Genomic DNA, 21,204 nt, shown 5'->3' on the forward strand with positions numbered 1-21,204 from the left:
TTACTCATGTTATGCCCGAACACAAAATTTCTGACACCCTCGCTCCCGTCGACTGCGCAGCAGTCACCTTGGGGCCGCTTCGCAGCCCAACGGGAGCAAGCTCCCTCGCCACAAAAGCTCATCTGCCACAAAAAACTCGCCTCGCTGCAAAAACCCTCAACCAGCAGCCGCCATCTGCATCGGCCTATTCAACCGCTTGTTGAACTCCAGCCACGCCCCCAGCAGCGCCATCAACCCGGCACCCACCAGTGCGGTAAAAATCTGCATGGCAAAGGCGTCGTCGGTCAGGGCATTGAGCATGTCGGCCAGGGGGGCGAGCAGTACGCCCAGGCAGAAGATTTCCAGGGAGAAACGCCCCATGCGGCAGCTTTGCCGGGCCAGCCAGTGTTGCGTCCAGCCGTTGTCGGGCAGCAGTTTGGCGGTGACGTAGGCCAGGGCGAGGAAGTGCAGCAGGCGGGCGGGTGACAGGTTGGTCTTGCTGATCGGGTACAGCCACTCACTCACTTGGGCCGGCACCAGGGCGTCGTGTATTTGCGGCCAGCGCCAGGCAAGGCTCATTACCCCGGTGATCACCACGTACACCGCCGCGGTCATGAACAGCGGCTGGCGGATCAACGGCTGCGTCTGCGGCAGACGCGGGCGCTGGGTGTGGATCGCCGCCGCACCGCCCAGCACGAACAGCAGTTGCCAGGCGACGGGGTTGAAGTACCACACGCCGTCCTTGATGGCGGCCAGGTTCCAGCCGAACCACTGCGCGCCCAGGTACACCGCCAACGACAGTGCCACCACCACCCAGGTGTTGCGCACCATCAATGGCAGCGCCAGCGGCAGGCCTGCCAACAGCACGATATACAGCGGCAGCGGGTCCATCAGGTTGGGCTTGAAGCGCAGCAGCAGTTCATCGATCAGGGCTTGCTGCGGGTCGCTGATGAAGTGATGCATGCCCATTTCTTCCACCAGGTCCCGGGTTTCCACGTGGCTGTTGGCGAAGAACACGATGCCCATCAGCATCGCCAGCAGGAAGATATGCACCACGTACAGCACCCAGGCGCGGCGCAGGATTTTCACGCAGGCAATCAGGAACCCTTCCCGCGCCAGCACTTTGCCGTAGGCCAGCACGGCGGCATAACCGGCCAGGAACACGAAGACTTCGGCCGCATCGCTGAAGCCGAAGTTACGCAGGGTGATTTGCCCCAGAGGGTTGTGGGGGACGTGATCCCAGAAGATGAAGATCAGTGCCAGGCCGCGAAAAAAATCGATCCGGTGATCGCGCGCTATCGTCATGACGGCATGCTCGTAAACAGGTGTTGAACAAAGGACTAGCCGAAGCCTCGGAATGTTGCCCGCCGCTCATCGGCGGCGCGCAGGGTGGCCGCAAATGCCGGCAATTGCAAAGTCGGGGTATTACCGGATGTTGATAAGGCGTTTAACCGCTGGTCTGAAAGGTGCCGTTGCCTGTGATTTCTGACAGTAGACGGGCTCCAATGCTTGAGTGACTTTGAACCGTACTCAGCCAGGGACTTCACTATGAGCAGGTTGTGGAAGGGCTTTTCCAGCTACACGGTGATCGGCGTCGCCAACACCCTCATTCACTGGCAGATCTTCTTCCTGCTGAGCGTGGCCGCGGAATTTCGCCAGGCGGTCAGCAATCTGGCCGCGTTCTGCGTCGCCGCTTCGTTTTCCTTCTACATGAATGCCCTCTTCACCTTTGAACACAAGATGTCGGTTGGCGGCTATCTGCTGTTCCTGGCAGCGATGGGCGCGCTGAGCTATGGCGTCGGGCATTTCGGCGATGCGTGGCGACTGCATGGCCTGCTGACCGTGGCGTTGTTCTCTGCCCTGAGCCTGGTGTGCGGTTTCCTGTTTTCCAAGTACGTGGTGTTTCGCGAGCGTGCAGCATGAAGGTTTCGCTGATCGTCCCGGTATTCAACGAAGAGCAGGCGATCGAACTGTTTTATCGCGCCGTGCGCCGCGAACTGACGCTGGTCGACACCGAGGTGGAAATCGTCTTCATCAACGACGGCAGCAGCGACAGCACGGCACAAAAGGCCGCTGCGCTGGCAGAGATGGACGACCTGGTGGTGCTGATCAATTTCTCCCGCAACTTCGGTAAGGAACCGGCGCTGTTCGCCGGCCTGGAACATGCCACCGGTGACGCCGTGATCCCCATGGATGTCGACCTGCAGGACCCGATCAACGTGATTCCGTTGCTTATCGAGCAATGGCAGAAAGGCGCCGATGTGGTGTTGGCCAAACGCCGTGACCGACGTTCCGACAGCTACTTGAAGCGCCACAGCGCGTCGATGTTCTATCACCTGCTCAACCGCATCTCCTACACCCGCATCGAAGAAAACGTCGGCGATTTCCGCCTGATGGATCGCAAGGTGGTCGATGTGATTCGCGCATTGCCCGAGCACCAATTGTTCATGAAAGGTGTGCTGTCCTGGGCCGGTTTCAACACCGTGGTGGTCGAGTACGAGCGCGCTGCGCGGGTGGCGGGCAGCAGCAAGTTCAACGGCTGGAAGCTGTGGAACCTGGCGTTGGAAGGCGTGACGTCGTTCAGCACCGTGCCGTTGCGGCTCTGGACTTATGTCGGTGGCCTGGTGTCGTTGTTCGCGGTGCTGTACGCGGTGTACATGGTGCTGGACAAGGTTTTCAACGGCAACAGCGTTCCCGGTTACCCCTCCTTGATGACGGCCATTCTGTTCCTGGGCGGTGTGCAACTGATCGGCATCGGCATCCTCGGCGAGTACATCGGGCGCATCTACATCGAGGCCAAGCATCGGCCGCGGTATGTCATCAAGGACATCGTCAAGCGTGCTCGCCAGACCGCAGAAAAACCCTCGATGACCAAGAGCCTGTGAACACCATGACGCGGTTGGCTGAGGCGCCGGTGAGCCAGCAACGGCTGTATCGTTCAGCGTTGATGGCGTTGGTTGTTCTGGCGTTGGTGCTCAGGTTCCACGGGATTTCAGTGCCAGTCATCTGGTATGACGAAGCCTTCAGCGTGTTGCTCAGCCAGCGCTCGCCAGCGCTGATCTGGGCGACGACGGCCCGTGACGTTCACCCGCCGCTGTATTACGTGATTCTGCATTATTGGGGGCTGTTGTTTGGCAACAGCGTGATGTCATTGCGTGGGCTGAGTGCGGTGGCCGATGTCGGCACGCTGGTGCTGTGTCTGAAACTGATGAGCCTGGTCGCTACCCCAAGAGCGACCTGTTTTGCCGCACTCATGCTGGCGCTGTTGCCGATATCCGTTCGCTACAGTCAGGAAGTGCGGATGTACGCCATGCTCGGCTTCTGGCTGATGGCGGCCACGGTCGCATTGGTGTGCTGGCATCGGCAATCGCAATCCAAAAGTTACGCGGCCCTCTACGCAATGCTGATGAGTGCCGCGTTCTATACCCACTATTTTGCGGCGCTTTGCGTGTTGGTGCATTGGCTGTACTGGTCGGGATTGGGGACGGGGCAAACTGTCGCATTGCCGGCTCGAAAATGGTTGATGGCCAATGTCGCGATAGTCGCGTTGTACCTGCCGTGGCTGCCTCATCTGGTGGATCAGATGAGGCGCATGAACGGCCTCGAATGGGTGCCGCCAACGACATGGTCGATGTTGCCGGGGCTCGTGTCCCAATGCACGGCGATGATTTCGGCGGTCGATGGCGGGTTGTGGTGGGCGCTGCTGCTTTGCGCCTTGATGATCGCCTGTTGCGTCATCGCGCTGTTCAAGGCACCTGTCGACCGTCGCGCAACCGTGCTGCTGATCAGCTATTTCTTTGTCCCGGCCATCACGGTGTTCCTGGTTTCCTTGATCGTTCCCGTGTTCGTCACCCGCTACCTGGCCTTCGCCGCCGTCGGCTTACCATTGATTGCGGCGCTGGCGCTGCAGGTAATGGCCAGGCACCGACCGGTAATGGCCTTGATCTGTTTGAGTCTGTTCGCTGCCTTGGAAGTGCAGGGCGTGCTGACGGTGTATGCGCAGCAAGATGCCTCGAACGGGACCGAGGTTCGCAGGTTGGCCCGGCTGGACACGATCGCCGGGGCAATCAATCGTCAGGCCCAGGCGGGCGATGAGATTATCGTCGACGGCTTGTTCTGGTATTTGCCGTACACCTACTACAACAGCACGGGCATACAGCCGCGGTTGTACATCAGCCAATCCGCCAGCGGGACGGCGCGCAGGCCCAGTGACTACGGCGGCTGGAGTCTGATCCCGCAGCGTCTGGACTGGATTTTTTTCAGCGATGTCTCGAGGTTCAAGCCCGCTGCGAAAAGAGTCTGGTGGGTGACGGGCAAGCCCAAGCCAGAGGACGTGGTGACTTTCCCTGAGAGGTGGAAGCAAACCCTCAAGATCGACGGTGGCGGTGTCGAAGCCTGGTTGTTCATCCTGGACGGCGGACGCTGAAGTCTGCCCAGACCTTCAGCGCCGCATGATCGGCATCAGGCCGCTGCGATTTCATTGGGCTCGAAACTGTCCGCCCGCGCCATCTGCCACATCCGCGAATAGAACTCGCCATTGACCTCGCCGGTCAGCAGCTCGCCCGGTTTGAGGAACACATGCAACTGCGAGAACAGCTTGATCTCGGTGGCCGACATGCGTCGCACCAGGTGCTTGGCCGACAGTTGCGACGGGTGTTCCAGGCCCGCAGCGGCGAGCATTTCCGCCAGGCCCTTGAGGGTGTTGCGGTGGAAGTTGTAGACGCGCTGGGCCTTGTCCGGCACCACCAGTGCGCGCTGGCGCAGGGTGTCCTGGGTGGCGACGCCGGTCGGGCATTTGTTGGTGTGGCAGCTTTGAGACTGGATGCAACCGATGGCGAACATGAAGCCGCGCGCCGAGTTGGCCCAGTCGGCGCCGATGGCCAGGACGCTGGCGATATCGAACGCACTGACGATCTTGCCGCTGGCGCCGAGCTTGATCTTGTCCCGCAGGTTCAGGCCCACCAGGGTGTTGTGCACGAATAAGAGGCCCTCGCGCATCGGCACGCCGATGTGGTCGGTGAACTCCACGGGCGCGGCGCCGGTGCCGCCTTCCTTGCCGTCGACCACGATGAAGTCCGGAAGAATGCCGGTCTCCAGCATGGCCTTGGCGATGCCCATGAATTCCCACGGATGACCCAGGCAGAACTTGAAGCCCACCGGTTTGCCGCCGGACAGTTCACGCAGTTGCGCGATGAAATGCATCATCTCGATCGGCGTGGAAAACGCACTGTGCCGCGACGGCGAGACGCAGTCCTCGCCCATCAGGATGCCACGGGTTTCGGCGATCTCTTTAGTGACCTTGTGCTTGGGCAGGATCCCGCCGTGGCCGGGCTTGGCGCCCTGGCTCATCTTGATTTCGATCATCCGCACCTGAGGCGTTCGTGCCTGGGCGGCAAAGCGTTCCGGGTCGAAACGACCGTCGCTGGTGCGGCAGCCGAAATAGCCGCTGCCCAGCTCCCAGGTCAGGTCGCCGCCGTGTTCGCGGTGGTAGGGGCTGATGCTGCCTTCGCCGGTGTCGTGGGCGAAGTTGCCGAGTTTGGCGCCCTGGTTCAACGCACGGATGGCGTTGGCGCTGAGCGAGCCGAAGCTCATGGCCGAAATGTTGAACACCGACGCCGAATACGGCTGGGTGCATTGCGGACCGCCCACCGTGACCCGGAACCCGGCGGGATCGCTCAACGGCGCCGGGCGCATCGAGTGGCCGATGAATTCGAAGCCGGATTGATACACGTCGATCAAGGTACCGAAGGGTTTGTCGGCGCTTTCATTCTTGGCCCGCGAATACACCAGCGAACGCTGGGCCCGGGAAAAGGGCAGGGCATCGCTGTCGGATTCGAGCAGGTACTGGCGGATTTCCGGGCGAATGGCTTCGACCAGATAGCGGATGTTGCCCAGGATCGGGTAGTTGCGCCGCACCGCGTGAGGGCTTTGCAGCAGGTCGCCGATGCCGATCAGGCTGAGCACGAAGGTGACGGCGGTGATTGGCCAGAGCCAGTCGTGGTGGAGAAAGGGCAGGCTGGCGAGGGTGAATATCACGCAGACGGCAAAGAAGGCGTAGCGGCTCAGGAGTGACAGGCTCATACGGTTTCCTTGGGTTCGGACTCAGTCAATGTGGCTACATGCAAAACTGCTGTTGCTCGCGAAAACGGTGTGTCAGCCGATATCGATGTTGGATGCGATGGCCTCTTCGCGAGCAAGCCCGCTCCCACATAAAAGCGGTTCAGTTTTGTTTCAGGCGTTCTGGGCCTGGAGAAAAATTGAAAACAGCTCCGACTGGGACTTGATCCCCAGCTTGCTGTACATGTGTTTCTTATGGACTTTCACGGTTTCGATGGAGATTTCCAGTTTGCGGGCGATTTCCTTGCTGGAGCAACCGCTGAGCATCAGGCGCCCCACATCCAGCTCCCGGGCGGTCAACTGCGCGCCCTTGAGCTGTTGCACCGACTCCTCCAACTGCACCCGCCAGTCGCCTTGCACCGACGCCGGCACAAGGGCCACCACTTCGTTGATCTCGTAAGGCAGGCGCTGACGCAGCAAGCCCAGTACCCACGGCTGGATCAGCGACAGCAAGGCAATCTGCTCGGCGCTGAAGCGCTGCTTGCTGCCCAGTGACAGGCACAGCGTGCGGTCGCCCTCCAGTTGACAATTAAACTGGATTTCGTCGGCCACGACATTCACACGAAAGTATCGTTGATAGTACTCGGTGAGTTCGAAATGCTCCGGCGCCACCTCCGACAAACGGTACAGACCGGTGCGCGACTGCTCGCGGCAGGCGATGTAGAAGGGATCGAGCAGGTACAGGCCGCGCAGGTAATCCTGGAACAACTGGTCGGGGCTGCCGTCCTCTCCCGGGCATTCGGCGAACACCTGGGGGTGCTGGTCGGCGCTGAACAGCAGCGCGACCCAGCTGTCACAGGGCACGTACTGACCCAGCAGGCGCACGAGTTGGGTCCAGAAGTTAGGCTTGTCCAGGGCGTCGATCAGTTGCCCCACCGAACGGTGCCAGGCGATGTCGTCCAACGAGAGTGTCATGCATCTACCCCTATCGTGTTACCCCGGCGGCGTAATTCCCCGGCCGCGTGCTTGCTGCGCATACTGGCGCACAGACAGCGACCGGGCAATCTTTCCGGCGCCCAGAACAAGGACTACCCATGAAAGTCGAACTCGCCCAATTGGCGGGCCGTGACAACGACACGGCTTACAACCTCGAGCGCGCCCTGGCGGCAATCAATGCCTGCGCTGCCGACACGCAACTGATCATGTTCCCGGAAAGTCATTTGATGGGTTTTCCGTCGGCCGAGTCCGTGGCGGCAGTCGCCGAGCCGCTGGACGGCCCGACCGTCAGCGCGATCATCACCGCCGCCCGTGAACGCAACATTGCGGTCGTCATCGGCACCGCCGAGAACGACAACGGTCGTTTCTACAACACCACCTTGCTGATCACCCCCGAAGGCATCGCGCTCAAGTACCGCAAGACCCACCTGTGGGCGTCGGATCGCGGTGTTTATGAAGCGGGCGATCGTTACGCCACCTGCCTGTGGAACGGTGTGCGCGTGGGCCTGCTGATTTGCTACGACATCGAATTCCCCGAGTCCGCCCGTGCCCTGGCGCAACTGGGCGCCGAAGTGCTGCTGGTGACCAACGGCAACATGGACCCCTACGGTCCCACCCACCGCACCGCGATCATGGCCCGTGCCCAGGAAAACCAGGCGTTTGCGCTGATGGTCAACCGGGTGGAAGCGGGTGATGGCGGGTTGCTGTTCGCTGGGGGGAGTGCGCTGGTTGATCCGCTGGGCACGCTGTTGTTCGAGGCCGGGCGCGAGGAAGGGCAGTTTGCCGTGACGCTGGACCTGAACCGGTTGAAGGCCGCGCGCCAGGATTATCGCTATCTGGATGATCAGCGGCTGAAGTTGCCGGGGGAGCTGGTTGAGCAGGCTGGTGGATTGCGCGAGCTGCTGATTCCCAAGGGCTGATCCGGACTCAGTGGTGTCCGGCCTGGCGCCTTCGCGAGCAAGCCCGCTCCCACAGGGGTAAGCATTCCAAAGGTGGGAGCGGGCTTGCTCGCGAAGAGGCCATGACAGGCAACACAGCTGCCTGATCGATCACCCAACAACAATAATCGCAACACCCGAAACTCTCTGCGCCGAACTCGGCTCTGCCATAAATCCAATAACATCCGGAGTAGTCGCTCATGGCTCGTTTGCAACGCACCCTGTCATTAGGGTCGGTGGTGCTGTTTGGCATCGCCTACATGACGCCGATCATTGTCCTCGGCACCTTTGGCATCCTCGCTCAATCCACCGCTGGCATGGTGCCGGCCGCTTACCTGGCGGCGCTGGTGGCGATGTTCTTTACCGCCATGAGCTACGGCCGCATGGCTTCGGCCTTCCCGGTCGCCGGTTCCGCCTACAGTTATGTGCGCAAGGCCATCAGCCCGAAACTGGGGTTCATCGCCGGTTGGGCGGTGCTGCTCGATTACCTGTTCCTGCCCATGGCGATCTGGCTGATCGGCGCCGCCTACCTCAATTCCGCGTTCCCGGCCGTGCCGCAGTGGATCTGGGTGCTGGCGTTCATCGGCATCACCAGCGCCATCAACATCGTCGGCCTGAAACTGGCCAACGGCATCAATGCCCTGCTGATGCTGGTGCAGTTCCTGGTGCTGGTGGCCTTCGTCGCGCTGTGCGTGCACTACGTCGGTGGCGATGCGAGCACGCCGTTGTGGTCGATCAAACCGTTCTTCAATGGCGACATGCAGATGCCGTTGATCATGAGCGGTGCGGCCATCGCCTGCTATTCGTTCCTGGGTTTCGATGCGGTCAGCACCCTGACCGAAGAAACCCGCGACCCGCGTCGCACCATTCCCCGGGCGATCATGCTGATCACCCTGATCGGCGGGTTGATCTTTGTCGGCGTGTCGTACTTCGTGCAGATCGCCCATCCATCGTTCCAGTTCGACAGCGTGGATTCGGCCGCCTATGAAATCGCCCGCAACATCGGCGGCGACCTGTTCGTGTCGATCTTCCTCATCGGCCTGATCGTCGGCCAGTTCGCATCGGGCCTCTCCGCCCAGGCCAGCGGTTCGCGCCTGCTTTACGCCATGGGCCGCGACGGGGTCTTGCCCAAATCGTTTTTCGGCACCTTGCACGAGCGCTTCGGCACGCCGATCAACAGCATCCTGCTTTGCGCTGTGGTGGCCTTGCTGGCGTTGAAACTCGACGTCACCACCTCGACCTCGTTCATCAACTTCGGCGCGTTCCTGGCCTTCAGCCTGGTGAACCTGTCGGTGATCTTCCATTACTGGATCGGCGGCGAAAAACGAGGACTGCGTGAGTTCGTGCTGTTCCTGCTGTTCCCGTTCATCGGCCTGGCAGCGGACCTGTGGCTGATGGTCAGCCTCGACCACCTGGCGATCTACCTCGGCCTGAGCTGGCTGGCGATCGGTGTGGTTTACCTGGCAGTGCTGACCGGCGGCTTCCGTCGTCAGCCACCGGAGATGGATTTCCAGGAAGCCACCTGACCGCCCCCAACCTGTAGGAGCGAGCTCGCTCGCGATGGACTTCAATACGCCGCGGGGCATCAGGCACCCAGCGTCATCGTTGACGACCATCGCGAGCAAGCTCGCTCCTACATGGCGGACATGTGATCCTTGCCGTTTTCGAGTCAAAGGCCTTTTTCATGTCGACCTGTATCCATATCGCCGCCGCCCTGTTGATAGGCCCCGACAGCCGAACCCTGCTGGTGCGCAAGCGCGGCACCGAGGCGTTCATGCAGCCGGGGGGCAAGATCGAAGCCCATGAGCTGCCAACCCACGCCCTGGCCCGCGAGCTGGAAGAAGAGCTGGGGCTGGTGATCGATCCGGCGCAGGCGACCTTCCTCGGCCAATTCTCCGCCCCTGCCGCCAACGAACCGGGGTTTGTCGTCAAGGCCGAGATTTTCCTGCTCAATATCGATGCGGATGTCACCCCGGCAGCCGAGATCGAAGAGGTGATCTGGATCGACCCGGCCACCGACGGCGGTCTCTTTCTTGCGCCATTGACACGGGACCTGATCCTGCCGTTTTATCGGGCTTCGCTGACCGCGATCGCCTGATCCTCCACGCCAGGGAGCCACCATGATCCCGCTTCAAGACTTGCTGATTTTCGCCGCGGCGCTGCGCCTGATGCTTGAACAACGGCGGATGGTCTGAGCATGTGGATCGAGCGGCTGCATGCCAGTCATGCACTTGCCTACCGGGAGCTGATGCTTGAAGCCTATGACCGCCATCCGCAGGCGTTCACCTCCAGCGTGCGCGAGCGGGCGTCGATGCCGTTGAGTTGGTGGGAGTCGAGGCTGACCGGCAAGCTGGACGTGGTGTTCGGTGGGTTTGAGGAGGGGAGGTTGGCGGGTATCGCGGGACTGGCCTTCGAGCCCCGAGAAAAGGCTCGGCACAAGGCGACGTTGTTCGGCATGTATGTCTCCGACAATGTGCGTCAGCGGGGGCTTGGGTATCAACTGGTGGAGACAGTGCTGGCCGAGGCGCGCAGCCATCAGGAATTGCGGTTGATAAAGCTGACCGTCACTGCCGGCAACGAGGCTGCGTTCAACCTCTATCGGCGCTGCGGCTTTATCCAGTTTGGTCTGGAGCCCATGGCCGTGCGAGTGGGGGAAGAGTACTTCGACAAGATTCACATGTGGCGCAAGATCTGAGGATCACCGCCATCCCCCTGTAGGAGCGAGCAGGCTCGCGATGGTCGTCAACGATAACGCTGCAAGCCTGACGCCCCGTGTCGCTCTCAGGTCCATCGCGAGCATGCTCGCTCCTACAGGGGATCATCGCTTTAGCGAACGGCGCTGACGCCATCCAGCGTCGAAAACGACGTGTCCTTGGCCGTCAGCAGGAAATCGCGCATGTACGGCGCGTCCAGCATGTCCGCACGAATCGCCGCGTACAGCGTCGCAAACAATCCTTTCTCCCCCAGGCGCTTGCCCTTCACGTAGCCCCGTGAGCTGTATTCATGCAGCGCCCAGTGGGGCATGCCGCATACGCCGCGGCCGCTGGCCACCAGTTGCATCATCATCACCGTCAATTCCGAAGTACGGACCTGGGCCGGTTCGATGTCGGCCGGTTCCAGGAAGCGGGTGAAGATGTCCAGGCGATCGCGCTCCACCGGGTAGGTGATCAGGGTTTCCGTGACCAGGTCCTCGGGGACGATGTAGGCCTTGCTCGCCAGCCGATGCTGGTTCGCCACCGCAAGCATCGCTTCGTAGGTGAACAACGGCACATAGGTGATCCCCACCAGTTCCAGCGGGTCGGAGGTCACCACCAGGTCCAGGTCGCCACGGGCCAGGGCCGGCAGCGGCGCGAAGGAGAAGCCCGAGGCCAGGTCCAGCTCGACTTCCGGCCAGGCATCGCGGAACTGGTCGATGGTCGGCATCAGCCACTGGAAGCAACTGTGACACTCAATGGCCATGTGCAGGCGCCCGGCGGTGCCACCGGCCAGACGACCGATGTCGCGCTCGGCGGCACGCAGCAGCGGCAGGGTGGCGTCGGCCAGTTGCAGCAGGCGCAAACCGGCGCTGGTGAAGCGCACCGGTTTGGTCTTGCGCACGAACAGCGGCATGCCCATGCGCTCTTCCAGTTCCTTGAACTGGTGGGACAGCGCCGACTGGGTCAGGTGCAGCCGGTCGGCTGCATCCACCAGGCTGTCGGCTTCGCGCAAGGCGTGCAGGGTCTTGAGGTGACGGATTTCAAGCACCGGATGGCTCCATGAGGAAAACTTGTGATCAACACGAAAAGGTTGAGTTTGTCTCATGTTGGTCTGGCTGTCGACAATAGCGCCATCTTTTACCCGGGAGCAATTTGACATGGCCGTGGCCCACACCCTAGGTTTTCCGCGCATCGGCGCCGACCGCGAACTGAAAAAAGCCCTGGAAGGCTACTGGAAGGGCGACCTCGACCAGGCCACGCTGCACAACGTCGGCCGCCAGTTGCGCGCCACCCACTGGCAGTTGCAGAAAGACGCCGGCATCGACCTGCTGCCGGTGGGTGACTTCGCCTGGTACGACCAGGTGCTGACCCACTCCCTGACCTTCGGCGTGATCCCGGAGCGGTTCGACAGCACTAAGGACGAACGCGGCCTGCCGACCCTCGACACCCTGTTCGCCATGGCCCGTGGTGCCACGGCGAGTTGCTGCGGCGGCGAGCATGGCCAGGCGCAATATGCCCAGGAACTGACCAAGTGGTTCGACACCAACTACCACTACCTGGTCCCGGAATTCACTGCCGATCAGCGCTTCAAGTTGAGCTGGGAGCAGTTGTTCGATGAAGTCGAGCAAGCCAAGGCTCTCGGTCACAGCATCAAGCCGGTGATCATCGGCCCGTTGACTTACCTGTGGCTGGGCAAGGCCAAAAGCAACGACTTCGACAAACTCGACCTGCTGGAACGGCTGCTGCCGATCTACGGCGAGATCCTCGGCCGTCTCGCTGCCCAGGGCGTGGAGTGGGTGCAGATCGATGAGCCGATCCTGACCCTCGACCTGCCGCAGGAATGGAAAAACGCGTTCGAACGCGCTTACCACATCCTGCAGTATTCGCCGTTGAAAAAACTGGTGGCGACCTACTTCAGCGGCCTGCAGGACAATCTCGGCCTGGCGGTCGGCCTGCCGGTGCAGGGCCTGCACATCGACGCCGTGCGTGCGCCGGACCAATTGCTGCACGTGCTCGATCGCCTGCCCATCTACAAGGTTCTTTCGGTGGGACTGGTCAACGGTCGCAACGTCTGGCGCTGCGAACTGGAGCCGGTGCTGGAGCAACTGCAGTTTGCCCAGGAGCGATTTGGCGACAACCTGTGGGTCAGCAGTTCCTGCTCGCTGCTGCACAGCCCGGTGGACCTGGAGCGCGAAGACAAACTCGACCCTGAGCTGAAAAGCTGGCTGGCGTTTGCCGTGCAAAAGTGTGGCGAAATTGCCGTGCTGCGCGATGCGCTCAACGATCCCCAGGCACCGACAGTACAAGCCGCGTTGGCCGAAAGCCGCGCCACTGCCGCCAGCCGTGCGCAGTCGCCACGTATTCATAAAACCGAAGTGCAGGCACGGATCAACGCCATCGGTGCCCAGGACAGCCAACGTCAGTCGCCGTTTGCCCAGCGCATCGAGCAGCAGCGCGCACGCCTGAAACTGCCGACGTTCCCGACCACCACCATTGGCTCGTTCCCGCAGACCGGTTCGATTCGGCTGGCGCGTCAGGCGTTCAAGCAGGGCAAGCTGTCGGCCAACGATTACAACGATGCCATGCATCACGAAATCCGCCATGCAGTGCAGATTCAGGAGCGCCTGGGACTGGACGTGCTGGTGCACGGTGAAGCCGAGCGCAACGACATGGTCGAGTATTTTGCCGAGCAGCTTGACGGGTATGCCTTCACCCGTTTCGGTTGGGTGCAGAGCTACGGTTCGCGCTGTGTGAAACCGGCGATCATCTACGGCGACCTTAGCCGCCCGAAAGCCATGACCGTGGACTGGATCAGCTATGCCCAGCGCCAGACCGACAAGGTCATGAAGGGCATGCTAACCGGCCCCGTGACCATGCTGATGTGGTCGTTCCCCCGCGAAGACGTATCGCGCAAAGTCCAGGCACAGCAGTTGGCGCTGGCCCTGCGCGACGAGGTGGTGGACCTGGAGGCTGCCGGCATCAAGATCGTGCAGATCGATGAAGCGGCGTTCCGTGAAGGCCTGCCGCTGCGCCGTGAGCAATGGCGCGAGTATCTGGATTGGGCGGTGGAAGCGTTCCGCTTGAGCGCCAGCGGCGTGCGGGATGAAACCCAGATCCACACTCACATGTGCTACAGCCAATTCAATGATGTGATCGAGGCCATTGCGGCGATGGACGCCGATGTGATCACCATCGAAACCTCGCGCTCGGACATGGAGCTGCTGGAGGCGTTCAAGGCGTTCGACTACCCCAACGACATCGGCCCGGGCGTCTACGACATCCACTCGCCACGGGTGCCGGACACGGCCGAGATGGTCAAGTTGATGAGCAAGGCGGTGCAGCGAATCCCCGCCGAGCGCCTGTGGGTCAACCCCGATTGCGGCCTGAAGACCCGCGCCTGGCCGGAGACCGAAGCGGCCCTGGTAAACATGGTCGCCGCCGCGCGGCAGCTGCGCAGCCAATTGGCGTAAACATAACCTGTGGGAGCGGGCTTGCTCGCGAAGGCGGTATTCCGGGCACAGCAACTGTGTTGGATGTACTGGCCTCTTCGCGAGCAAGCCCGCTCCCACAGGGTGGTGACTCAGAGGTTATTGAAGTACGGCAGCACCGCCGATTTTTTGCCGATGTCGGCATAAGGCAACTCGGCATTGTCGGCGTGGGTCAGGAAGCGGTGCTCGGGCAATTTCAGATGCGCTTTTTCGAAGCCGCCAAACGCCGGCGCGGCCTTGGAATAATGGAAATGGGCATACCACAGCACTCTGGGCGGTGTGTGCGTACGGTCCCAGATCTCGTACTCCTGCATGAAATCGTGGCGACCATCCTTGCGCTTGCTCAGGTGCTTGAGCGGGCTGGTCTTGCGGATCTCGACCGCGTCTTGCCTGAGCAGATCCTCGAGCATGCCATCGGTGGGGTTCTGGCTCGCCAGCGACTGGCGGGTGCGTAGCCTGCGGCCGGTGGCGATCAACTCGCTGGCTTTGTCCCGCAACTGCTGCACCAGCACATCCCTTGGAGCCAGCTCTTCGATCGCCAGGGCGCGACGGCTCAGTTCCTTCGCCTCGCTGAGCATCATGTGTTCCAGGTCCACCGGCAGCATGTCCTGATTGGCGTAGGCTTCGACCCGACCTCGATAGGTGTCCTGGGATTGCAGGCGCTGTCGGGCCTCGGCCAACAACAACTCGAGGTTGCGGGGTTGGGCCTGAGCGGGCTGTGGCGGCGGGTTCAGCAGTCGGGCCTTGCCATTGGCGCCCAGCTCCCAGGTCTCCAAGTAACCCCGTTGCCCGGTCAGGGTATAGCGATGGGTCCGGGTCGTGGGCTCCCAGCGCTCCTCGCCGATCAGCCATTGATCGTTCTCGGCGCGGAAGACCTTTTTGCTGCTCGGCCCTGCTGGCGTCGCCGGAGCAGGCAGGTTGATCGCCTTGCGTGCGCGATCGGTCAACTTCAGCAGGCCGTCAATCAGCCGCGGCACCGCCGCCAGATGAAAATGCTGTGGGTAACTGGCCGTCCAGGCATTCATCTCGCGCAGGAACTCGCTGTACTGCTCGATGCAATCCTGAAGAATCTGGCTGCGTTGGGCGCGGGTCGCACTGACCTGCGGCAGACTGAATTGGGTGAACAGCGCCCGTTCGACCCGCTCCCTGATATTCAGCATCTGCCCCTGAAGAAAGAACCACGACAAATCCGTGCTGGTGTCAAAACGCGTCACCACATCCAGCAGGTGGCCGGTTTTCAGATTGAGCAGGTTCACCTCGGTCAGGCGTGAGTTGAACATCATCACTTCCGGGGTCAGTTTGGCCTTGTCTGCATTGATCGTGATGCGCTGGTACCAATGGTTGAGCTCGCGCAGGTGAGCTTCGATCGAGTCGAAGGTATCGAGCATTTCAAGTCGCAGTTTCCTGATGTCTTCCAGTACCCGCAGCCGTTGTGCCAGGCCGGCGACAGGCATCGTCGACAGCGTGTCCGTGAGCGCATCAATGCTATCGAGCAACTCATCGGCGCGATGATTGACCAGAAACGTGCGCTGCTTGAAACGGTCGGCGAGTATCAGCGCGGCATCGCTCTGGAAGTCCAGGAGCACGCGCTTTTTGTTGCCGTGGGTCAACGGCGCCAGATCAGCCAGGGTCTGGTAATAGCGCCCGGCCATTTCGATATCGGCTACGCAGGCGGCTTCCGCTTGTTGCCTGAGCGTCAGCACACGATCGCTTCGCAACCCCTCGTTGTAGGCGGCCAGAGTGGCTTCGGTCTGTTTAAGGCGCGCATCGATTCGCGGCGCGAAATCATCGGCGGCCTGGGTCAAGGCATGCACACGGCGGAAGGTCTCGTCGACCCACCAGCGCGGCAGGCGCTCACGGATCGCCTGTGGCCAGACCGGGTCGAGGGTGTCCGCCAGATGCCCGAGCATATTGCCGCCACCCAGGCCGCCGCCTTCGAACGCCACGCCATACACGCCAAAGTAGGTATCCCAGTGTCCAGTTTCATCCAAAGCGATGGGCTGCTTGAAGGTCTTCTGGGTGGTGCCTTTCAAACGCCAGTTGCGCGAATCCTTGCTGCGCTCGACCTGGAACACTCGCCCCTGACGCACGATGAAATCGCCATCGGCATGCCGATAAATATTGCGATAAACGCCATGGGCGGCTGGTCGCCGCCCCGCCAGCGAGAGCGGTCTTTCATACTCGTAACCGTCGAAGCGCTGAGCCAGTCGGCGAGCAATGTCCAGGGTGGACGATTGCAGGGCGCCCCGTTGATGCATGGCCGTCATCTGGCGCGTTCGGGTCGCTGCGCGAGCGCTGTTAGGCGGGCCGACGACAATGCCGGGCAGGATGTCCATGGCCGCATCGATCAGGCACAGCAGCACCGATTCGACTTCTGCCAGACCATCGCCCACCTCGCCGCGCACGAAGGCCGAAACCGCCAGGTTGGCGCTGTTCCAGGCATCGTACAAAGCCAGCGCGGTGCCGACGAAGGGCACCATGCCGAGGGCCATCTTCATGTAGTTGAAGGCGCGTGGACCCTGCAGCGCATAGCGCTCCCGGTACAGGTCCGCGTTGGAGCGGGAGGTGACGCGATGGGCTTCGATCAGGCGGCCCATGTGGGTGTTGAGTTGGTGCGCGGCCAGGGAGGTGGTGGCGGGCCAGCGCGTTCCCAGCGCGATCATCCCGTCAAAATGCTTGAGCATGGCCTGATTGATCCGGCTGGCGTGGGCCTGCACCGAACCCTGCAAGGCGCGCCCCGCCAGGTAGCTGACCATCTCGTCGCGCAGGCACAGGTTGAACAGGGCTTTGCGCGCCGCCTCCAGGGTGTCGTACCGCCGCAGGAACTGCCCGTCGGGGCTGTCCGGCAGATAGAGCAGGGTCATGCCACTGTGCCGTTCTTCGATGAAAGTCACGCCGGCCAGGGTGACGGGGCCTTCATTGGGCGTGTCCTTGCCGCCGGCACTCAGGATCGCTGGCCACAGCGCGATGCGTTTGCCGTCGGTGGCCCAGGCCTGTGGGGTATCGGCGTCGATGGCGATGTACAAAACCTTGAGCTCATCACTATTGATCTGCTGTTGCAGGCGAGCGGTTTCGCCTTGCAGTTTGAGCATCAGGCGCCAGGGTTCGAGCAGGCACTCACGTCGATGCTCGCTGACAAATGTCGCCTCGTCGTCGGCGCCCATGAAGGTTTTGCGGATCAACGCTTCATACGCCTGCGCCAGATCCAGCTCGGGCAGAACCTTGCGCAGCCAGGGCAGGGTGATGGCGCGGCTCAATGTCTGGCGCTCATTGGCATCGGTGCTGCCGACCTCCACCTTCATGAACGACAGGCGCAGCAGCAAGGGCTCCAGGTTCATCGACGGTGTGTTGTCGATGTTGAGCTGGGCCAGGTCTTCGAGGGCCATTTTGCTGCGGGCGGTACTGGGGATCAGCGCCAGCTTCTGCGGGGTACCGGGTGCGCCGGGGGCGGGGATGGACTGTTTCTGCCAGGACACCGAATCGGGCAGATCGAGCAGCACCTGAAAGTCCCCCTTGATGGCGAAATCCTTCTTCAGCCGGGCATGCAGTCGCTGCCGAGTGAAGTCCTTGCGCGGCATCAGGGCGATTTCCAGTTGCTCGTGGCTGCGGTGCATCGCCTGGATGTAAGCCTCGATCAGCCCCTTGAGCTCGATGTTCTCTTCCTTTTTCCTCAGCCAATCGGGCAGGTTCGTGGCCAGGGTAGCGCTGCGGTTCTGTTCCAGGCGCTGGGAGAACATCAGGCTGCGGGCGGCATGCACCGGCACCTGCAAATGGGCGAGGGCCTGGCGGCGACAGTCTTCCAGCTGTGCCGCCCGGGAGTCGCCAGGTGGGCGCTGACGGATCTGCGCGGCGTTTGCTTCAAAGTCATCGGTCAGTTGATTGAGGCTGTACTGGAGCGGGTCTTCGCCGATGGGGTTCAAGCGCAACGCCAGCCCCTCATCGGCGTCATGAATCTTGAACACCTCGCGCTCCAGTGCCTGCTGATTGGCGAAGCGTTGCAGGCCGCCGCCGCTGCCGGGCCAATACAGCAACAGGCCCGTGTGCGGTGATGAGCCCGAAGGCTTGATGACCCATGGGCCGCTGAGTTCGTGGCTGGTTTGATCGGCTTTTGTGGCGGTCAGGACCAGGCTGGCGACCATTGTATTGGCATCGGGTGCGGAGTCATCGGGCTGCTCCAACAGGTTTTTGATCAGGTGATATTCGTCTTCGGTCAGTTGCTCGAGCGCACGCTGCAATTCGATCTCCGCGCGCAGGCCAGCCTTGTGCGCCTGATACAAGGCGGTGAATTGATGATTGATCGTGGCCGTGTCCAGCACGCGTTCCCGGTAGAGCAAAGCGCTGGCGGCCTGATCGGCGGATTGGCCGGCGGTTTCCAGATCCGAGAGCCGTTCAGCGATTTGCTGATGGCGGGCGCTTTCCAGCTCCTCACCCAAATACCGGTCGAGCGCCTGGCGCTGAAGGTCGAGGGCTGCCTGGCGCACTGACCACGGGACATCGGCATACAGGGCGCCAAACAGAGCCGGTTGATCGTTGTAGGCGTTGATGTTCGGGGTCTGCTCAAGGGTGGGGGGCAAGGCGAATTCAGTGGTGCGGGCCAAATGTGCAGGTTGGCGCAGCAAGTCGGTGATGTCCTTGGCCAACGGCGGCGTGGCGGTGCCCTTGGCGAAGGCGACCTGGGCAACAGCCTCGCAATACTCACCATACAGCTCCACGGCCCGATCCCGTCGTGACAGCGGAGTGCCGGGGGCTCGGGCGTGCCAATAGGTGCTGGCCGAACCTGACGCAATCGGCACATTGGCAAACAACGCGTTCAAGCCAAGGCTGCTGTCGCGCCAGCGGGCTGTGGCGGTCAGCAGCAGGCCTTCGTCGATGTTGACCGGCAGGGGCGACAGGGTGGGGCTGAGGATCGGAGCGGGGGAAATGGCGTCAGGTAACAGTTTATCGGTCATGGGTACATGGCTCGGTCCGGGTGGCGCGGCAAATCCGCTCCACGAGTGGGCCATTTAAAAAAAGACCGGCGCGGCACTGGCGCTACATAGTTATCGCCTCGACCATTGGGCAAATTTCATCAAACTGTCACGCAACTGTGGCAGCGCGCTTGAACAAACTTCATCAGACTCGCGCTCTACTGGGGTTCTGCGTTTCGGTGTTTCTTCATGCGTGCTTTGTTTTTTTCCGCGGTCATTTTTTTTGCCGCATTGATCAGTCTGCCAAGCGTGGCAGCGTCGCGTTGCGATGTGAATGTTCCGACCGAACGGGTCGATCTGGCGCAGGTGAGCCTGGCGTACCAGAGCATCGGTCGTGCGTCCGATCCGGCATTGCTGCTGGTGATGGGCCTGGGCGGACAGTTGATCCACTGGCCGGACGAGGTGGTGGTTGCGCTGTGTCAGCAGGGTTTCCGGGTGATTCGCTATGACAATCGCGATGTCGGCCTGTCCACCTGGCGGCAGGCACCGCTGGAGGCCAACCTGACCTTCGAGGTGTTGCGCTACAAGCTGGGTTTGCCGGTGTCGGCGCCTTACTCGCTGACCGACATGGCCGATGACGGCCTGGGCCTGATGGATGCGCTGCACATCGATCAGTTCCACGTGCTGGGCGCCAGCATGGGTGGGATGATCGCCCAGCACATGGCGGCGATGGCGCCGCAACGGGTCGAGAGCCTGACGCTGATCATGACCACCTCCGGCGCCGAAGGCCTGCCCGCGCCGAGTGCGGCGCTGGTGCAGTTGCTCGCCCGACGTGGCGCGCCGAACCGCGAGGTGGCCCTGGAACAACAAGCCGATCTGCTCGCCGCGCTCGGCAGCCCACAGGTGACCGATGATCGACAGGCGTTGCTCCATCAAGCGGCGCTGTCCTACGACCGTGCGTTCAATCCCGAGGGCGTGAAGCGCCAGATCATGGCGATCCTCGCCGAACCGAGCCGGGTGCCGCTGCTCAATCAACTGCGGGTGCCGGCGCTGGTGGTGCATGGCACGGCCGACCCGTTGTTGCCAGTGATGCATGGCGTACACCTGGCGGCGCATCTGCGCGGCAGCCAGCTGAAATTGATCCCGGGCCTGGCCCATCGCTTTCAGGAGGCGTTCAAGGCGCCGTTGCTGGCGGCGGTGTTGCCGTATCTGCGGGCGCATCGTGAAGACACCTCGCACTGGGCGCAGATCGAGCCGGTGGCCGACCAAAATCTCCTATAACACTTGCAACCCCCCCTGTGGGAGCGGGCTTGCTCGCGAAGGCGGTGTGTCAGTCGACATGTATTTGGCTGGCCCACCGCATTCGCGAGCAAGCCCGCTCCCACAATGGATCTGTGTGTGTTCTATCTGTCGGGTGTATCGTTCGAACTTTCCGGCGCGTTTGAGCCAGCGAGGTGAGTGATGAGTGCTCCATTGAAAATCGATTTCGTCAGCGACGTGTCCTGCCCATGGTGCGCGGTGGGTTTGTACGGGCTGCTCAAGGCCCTGGATATCCTGCGCGACGAGGTTCGTGCCGAGATCCGCTTCCAGCCCTTCGAGCTGAACCCGAAAATGGGCCCGCAAGGGCAGAACATCACCGAACACATCACCGAGAAGTACGGCTCTACCCCCGAACAATCGCAGAAGAACCGCGAAATGATCCGCGCCCGCGGCGCCGAGGTCGGCTTTGCGTTTCGCACCGACGGCAACAGCCGAATCTACAACACCTTCGACGCTCACCGCTTGCTGCATTGGGCGCAGCTGCAAGGGCGGCAACAGGAACTGAAGGAAGCGCTGTTCAAGGCCTACTTCACCGACGGCGGCAACCCGTCTGACCCTGCACAACTGGTGCAGATTGCCCAAGGCGTCGGGTTGGATCGGCAGCGGGCCGAAGCGATCCTGGGGTCGGATGAATATGCCGAAGAGGTTCGTCACGAAGAACAGCTGTGGCTGTCCCGTGGGGTCAGCTCGGTGCCGACCGTGGTGTTCAATGGTCAGTACGCGGTCACGGGCGGGCAACCGGTGGAAACCTTCGTTGGCGCGATTCGGCAGATCATCAGCGAAGCGAAGGGCGGCACGGTCATCTGAGCAGGCGACTTGCTGC

General features: G+C 61.9%; 15 protein-coding genes. 10 read left to right on the forward strand and 5 right to left on the reverse strand.

Annotated features, from left to right (window positions below):
* Nucleotides 1–156 precede the first annotated feature (156 nt).
* Nucleotides 157–1,284, reverse strand: coding sequence for an OpgC family protein (locus tag B0W55_RS12765; protein WP_077046354.1), 1,128 nt, complete (start codon nt 1,282–1,284; stop codon nt 157–159).
* 243 nt (nt 1,285–1,527) lie between these two features.
* Here B0W55_RS12765 and B0W55_RS12770 point away from each other — a divergent pair, with 243 nt between their 5' ends.
* From B0W55_RS12770 to B0W55_RS12780, 3 genes are read left to right on the forward strand one after another with little or no spacing between them, the layout of a single operon-like run.
* Nucleotides 1,528–1,902: a GtrA family protein gene (locus B0W55_RS12770; protein ID WP_077046355.1), complete on the forward strand. Its 375-nt coding sequence runs from the start codon at nt 1,528–1,530 to the stop codon at nt 1,900–1,902.
* Nucleotides 1,899–2,864: a glycosyltransferase family 2 protein gene (locus tag B0W55_RS12775; RefSeq protein WP_077046356.1), complete on the forward strand. Its 966-nt coding sequence runs from the start codon at nt 1,899–1,901 to the stop codon at nt 2,862–2,864. Before B0W55_RS12770 ends, B0W55_RS12775 begins: the two co-directional genes overlap by 4 nt.
* Before the next feature lie 5 nt (nt 2,865–2,869).
* Complete coding sequence (locus B0W55_RS12780) at nt 2,870–4,405, forward strand: glycosyltransferase family 39 protein (RefSeq protein ID WP_077046396.1); 1,536 nt, start codon at nt 2,870–2,872, stop codon at nt 4,403–4,405.
* A gap of 35 nt (nt 4,406–4,440) precedes the next feature.
* On the opposite strand, the gene B0W55_RS12785 is transcribed toward B0W55_RS12780, so the two are convergent.
* The gene (locus B0W55_RS12785; RefSeq protein ID WP_077046357.1) at nt 4,441–6,060 is read right to left on the reverse strand and encodes an FMN-binding glutamate synthase family protein; all 1,620 of its coding nucleotides are present in this window, start codon (nt 6,058–6,060) and stop codon (nt 4,441–4,443) included.
* A gap of 150 nt (nt 6,061–6,210) precedes the next feature.
* Nucleotides 6,211–7,011, reverse strand: coding sequence for a LuxR C-terminal-related transcriptional regulator (locus B0W55_RS12790; protein WP_077046358.1), 801 nt, complete (start codon nt 7,009–7,011; stop codon nt 6,211–6,213).
* A 119-nt stretch (nt 7,012–7,130) separates the two neighbouring features.
* On the opposite strand from B0W55_RS12790, the gene B0W55_RS12795 reads away from it, so the two are divergent.
* From B0W55_RS12795 to B0W55_RS12810, 4 genes are all read left to right on the forward strand, one after another.
* The gene (locus tag B0W55_RS12795; RefSeq protein ID WP_077046359.1) at nt 7,131–7,952 is read left to right on the forward strand and encodes a carbon-nitrogen hydrolase family protein; all 822 of its coding nucleotides are present in this window, start codon (nt 7,131–7,133) and stop codon (nt 7,950–7,952) included.
* A gap of 218 nt (nt 7,953–8,170) precedes the next feature.
* Nucleotides 8,171–9,496: an APC family permease gene (locus B0W55_RS12800; protein WP_077046360.1), complete on the forward strand. Its 1,326-nt coding sequence runs from the start codon at nt 8,171–8,173 to the stop codon at nt 9,494–9,496.
* A 158-nt stretch (nt 9,497–9,654) separates the two neighbouring features.
* A complete protein-coding gene (locus B0W55_RS12805; protein WP_077046397.1) occupies nt 9,655–10,068 on the forward strand; it encodes an NUDIX domain-containing protein in 414 nt (137 codons plus the stop codon).
* A 99-nt stretch (nt 10,069–10,167) separates the two neighbouring features.
* A complete protein-coding gene (locus tag B0W55_RS12810) occupies nt 10,168–10,665 on the forward strand; it encodes a GNAT family N-acetyltransferase (RefSeq protein ID WP_077046361.1) in 498 nt (165 codons plus the stop codon).
* Nucleotides 10,666–10,796: 131 nt separating this feature from the next.
* Here B0W55_RS12810 and metR read toward each other — a convergent pair whose 3' ends face one another.
* Nucleotides 10,797–11,714, reverse strand: coding sequence for a transcriptional regulator MetR (gene metR, locus B0W55_RS12815; RefSeq protein WP_077046362.1), 918 nt, complete (start codon nt 11,712–11,714; stop codon nt 10,797–10,799).
* A gap of 109 nt (nt 11,715–11,823) precedes the next feature.
* On the opposite strand from metR, the gene metE reads away from it, so the two are divergent.
* Nucleotides 11,824–14,136 carry a 5-methyltetrahydropteroyltriglutamate--homocysteine S-methyltransferase gene (gene metE / locus B0W55_RS12820; protein WP_077046363.1) on the forward strand — a complete coding sequence of 771 codons (2,313 nt, stop codon included), beginning with the start codon at nt 11,824–11,826 and terminating at the stop codon, nt 14,134–14,136.
* A gap of 110 nt (nt 14,137–14,246) precedes the next feature.
* Here the strand turns inward: metE and B0W55_RS12825 are convergent, their stop codons facing one another.
* The gene (locus B0W55_RS12825; RefSeq protein ID WP_077046364.1) at nt 14,247–19,103 is read right to left on the reverse strand and encodes a dermonecrotic toxin domain-containing protein; all 4,857 of its coding nucleotides are present in this window, start codon (nt 19,101–19,103) and stop codon (nt 14,247–14,249) included.
* A gap of 207 nt (nt 19,104–19,310) precedes the next feature.
* On the opposite strand from B0W55_RS12825, the gene B0W55_RS12830 reads away from it, so the two are divergent.
* Both B0W55_RS12830 and B0W55_RS12835 read left to right on the forward strand, forming a co-directional pair.
* Nucleotides 19,311–20,342, forward strand: a complete 1,032-nt coding sequence (locus B0W55_RS12830) for an alpha/beta fold hydrolase (RefSeq protein ID WP_077046365.1) — start codon at nt 19,311–19,313, stop codon at nt 20,340–20,342.
* A 180-nt stretch (nt 20,343–20,522) separates the two neighbouring features.
* Nucleotides 20,523–21,188, forward strand: coding sequence for a DsbA family oxidoreductase (locus tag B0W55_RS12835; RefSeq protein WP_077046366.1), 666 nt, complete (start codon nt 20,523–20,525; stop codon nt 21,186–21,188).
* Nucleotides 21,189–21,204 lie beyond the last annotated feature (16 nt).

The organism is Pseudomonas sp. KK4, assembly GCF_001984065.1.
Taxonomy (GTDB): Bacteria; Pseudomonadota; Gammaproteobacteria; order Pseudomonadales; family Pseudomonadaceae; genus Aquipseudomonas.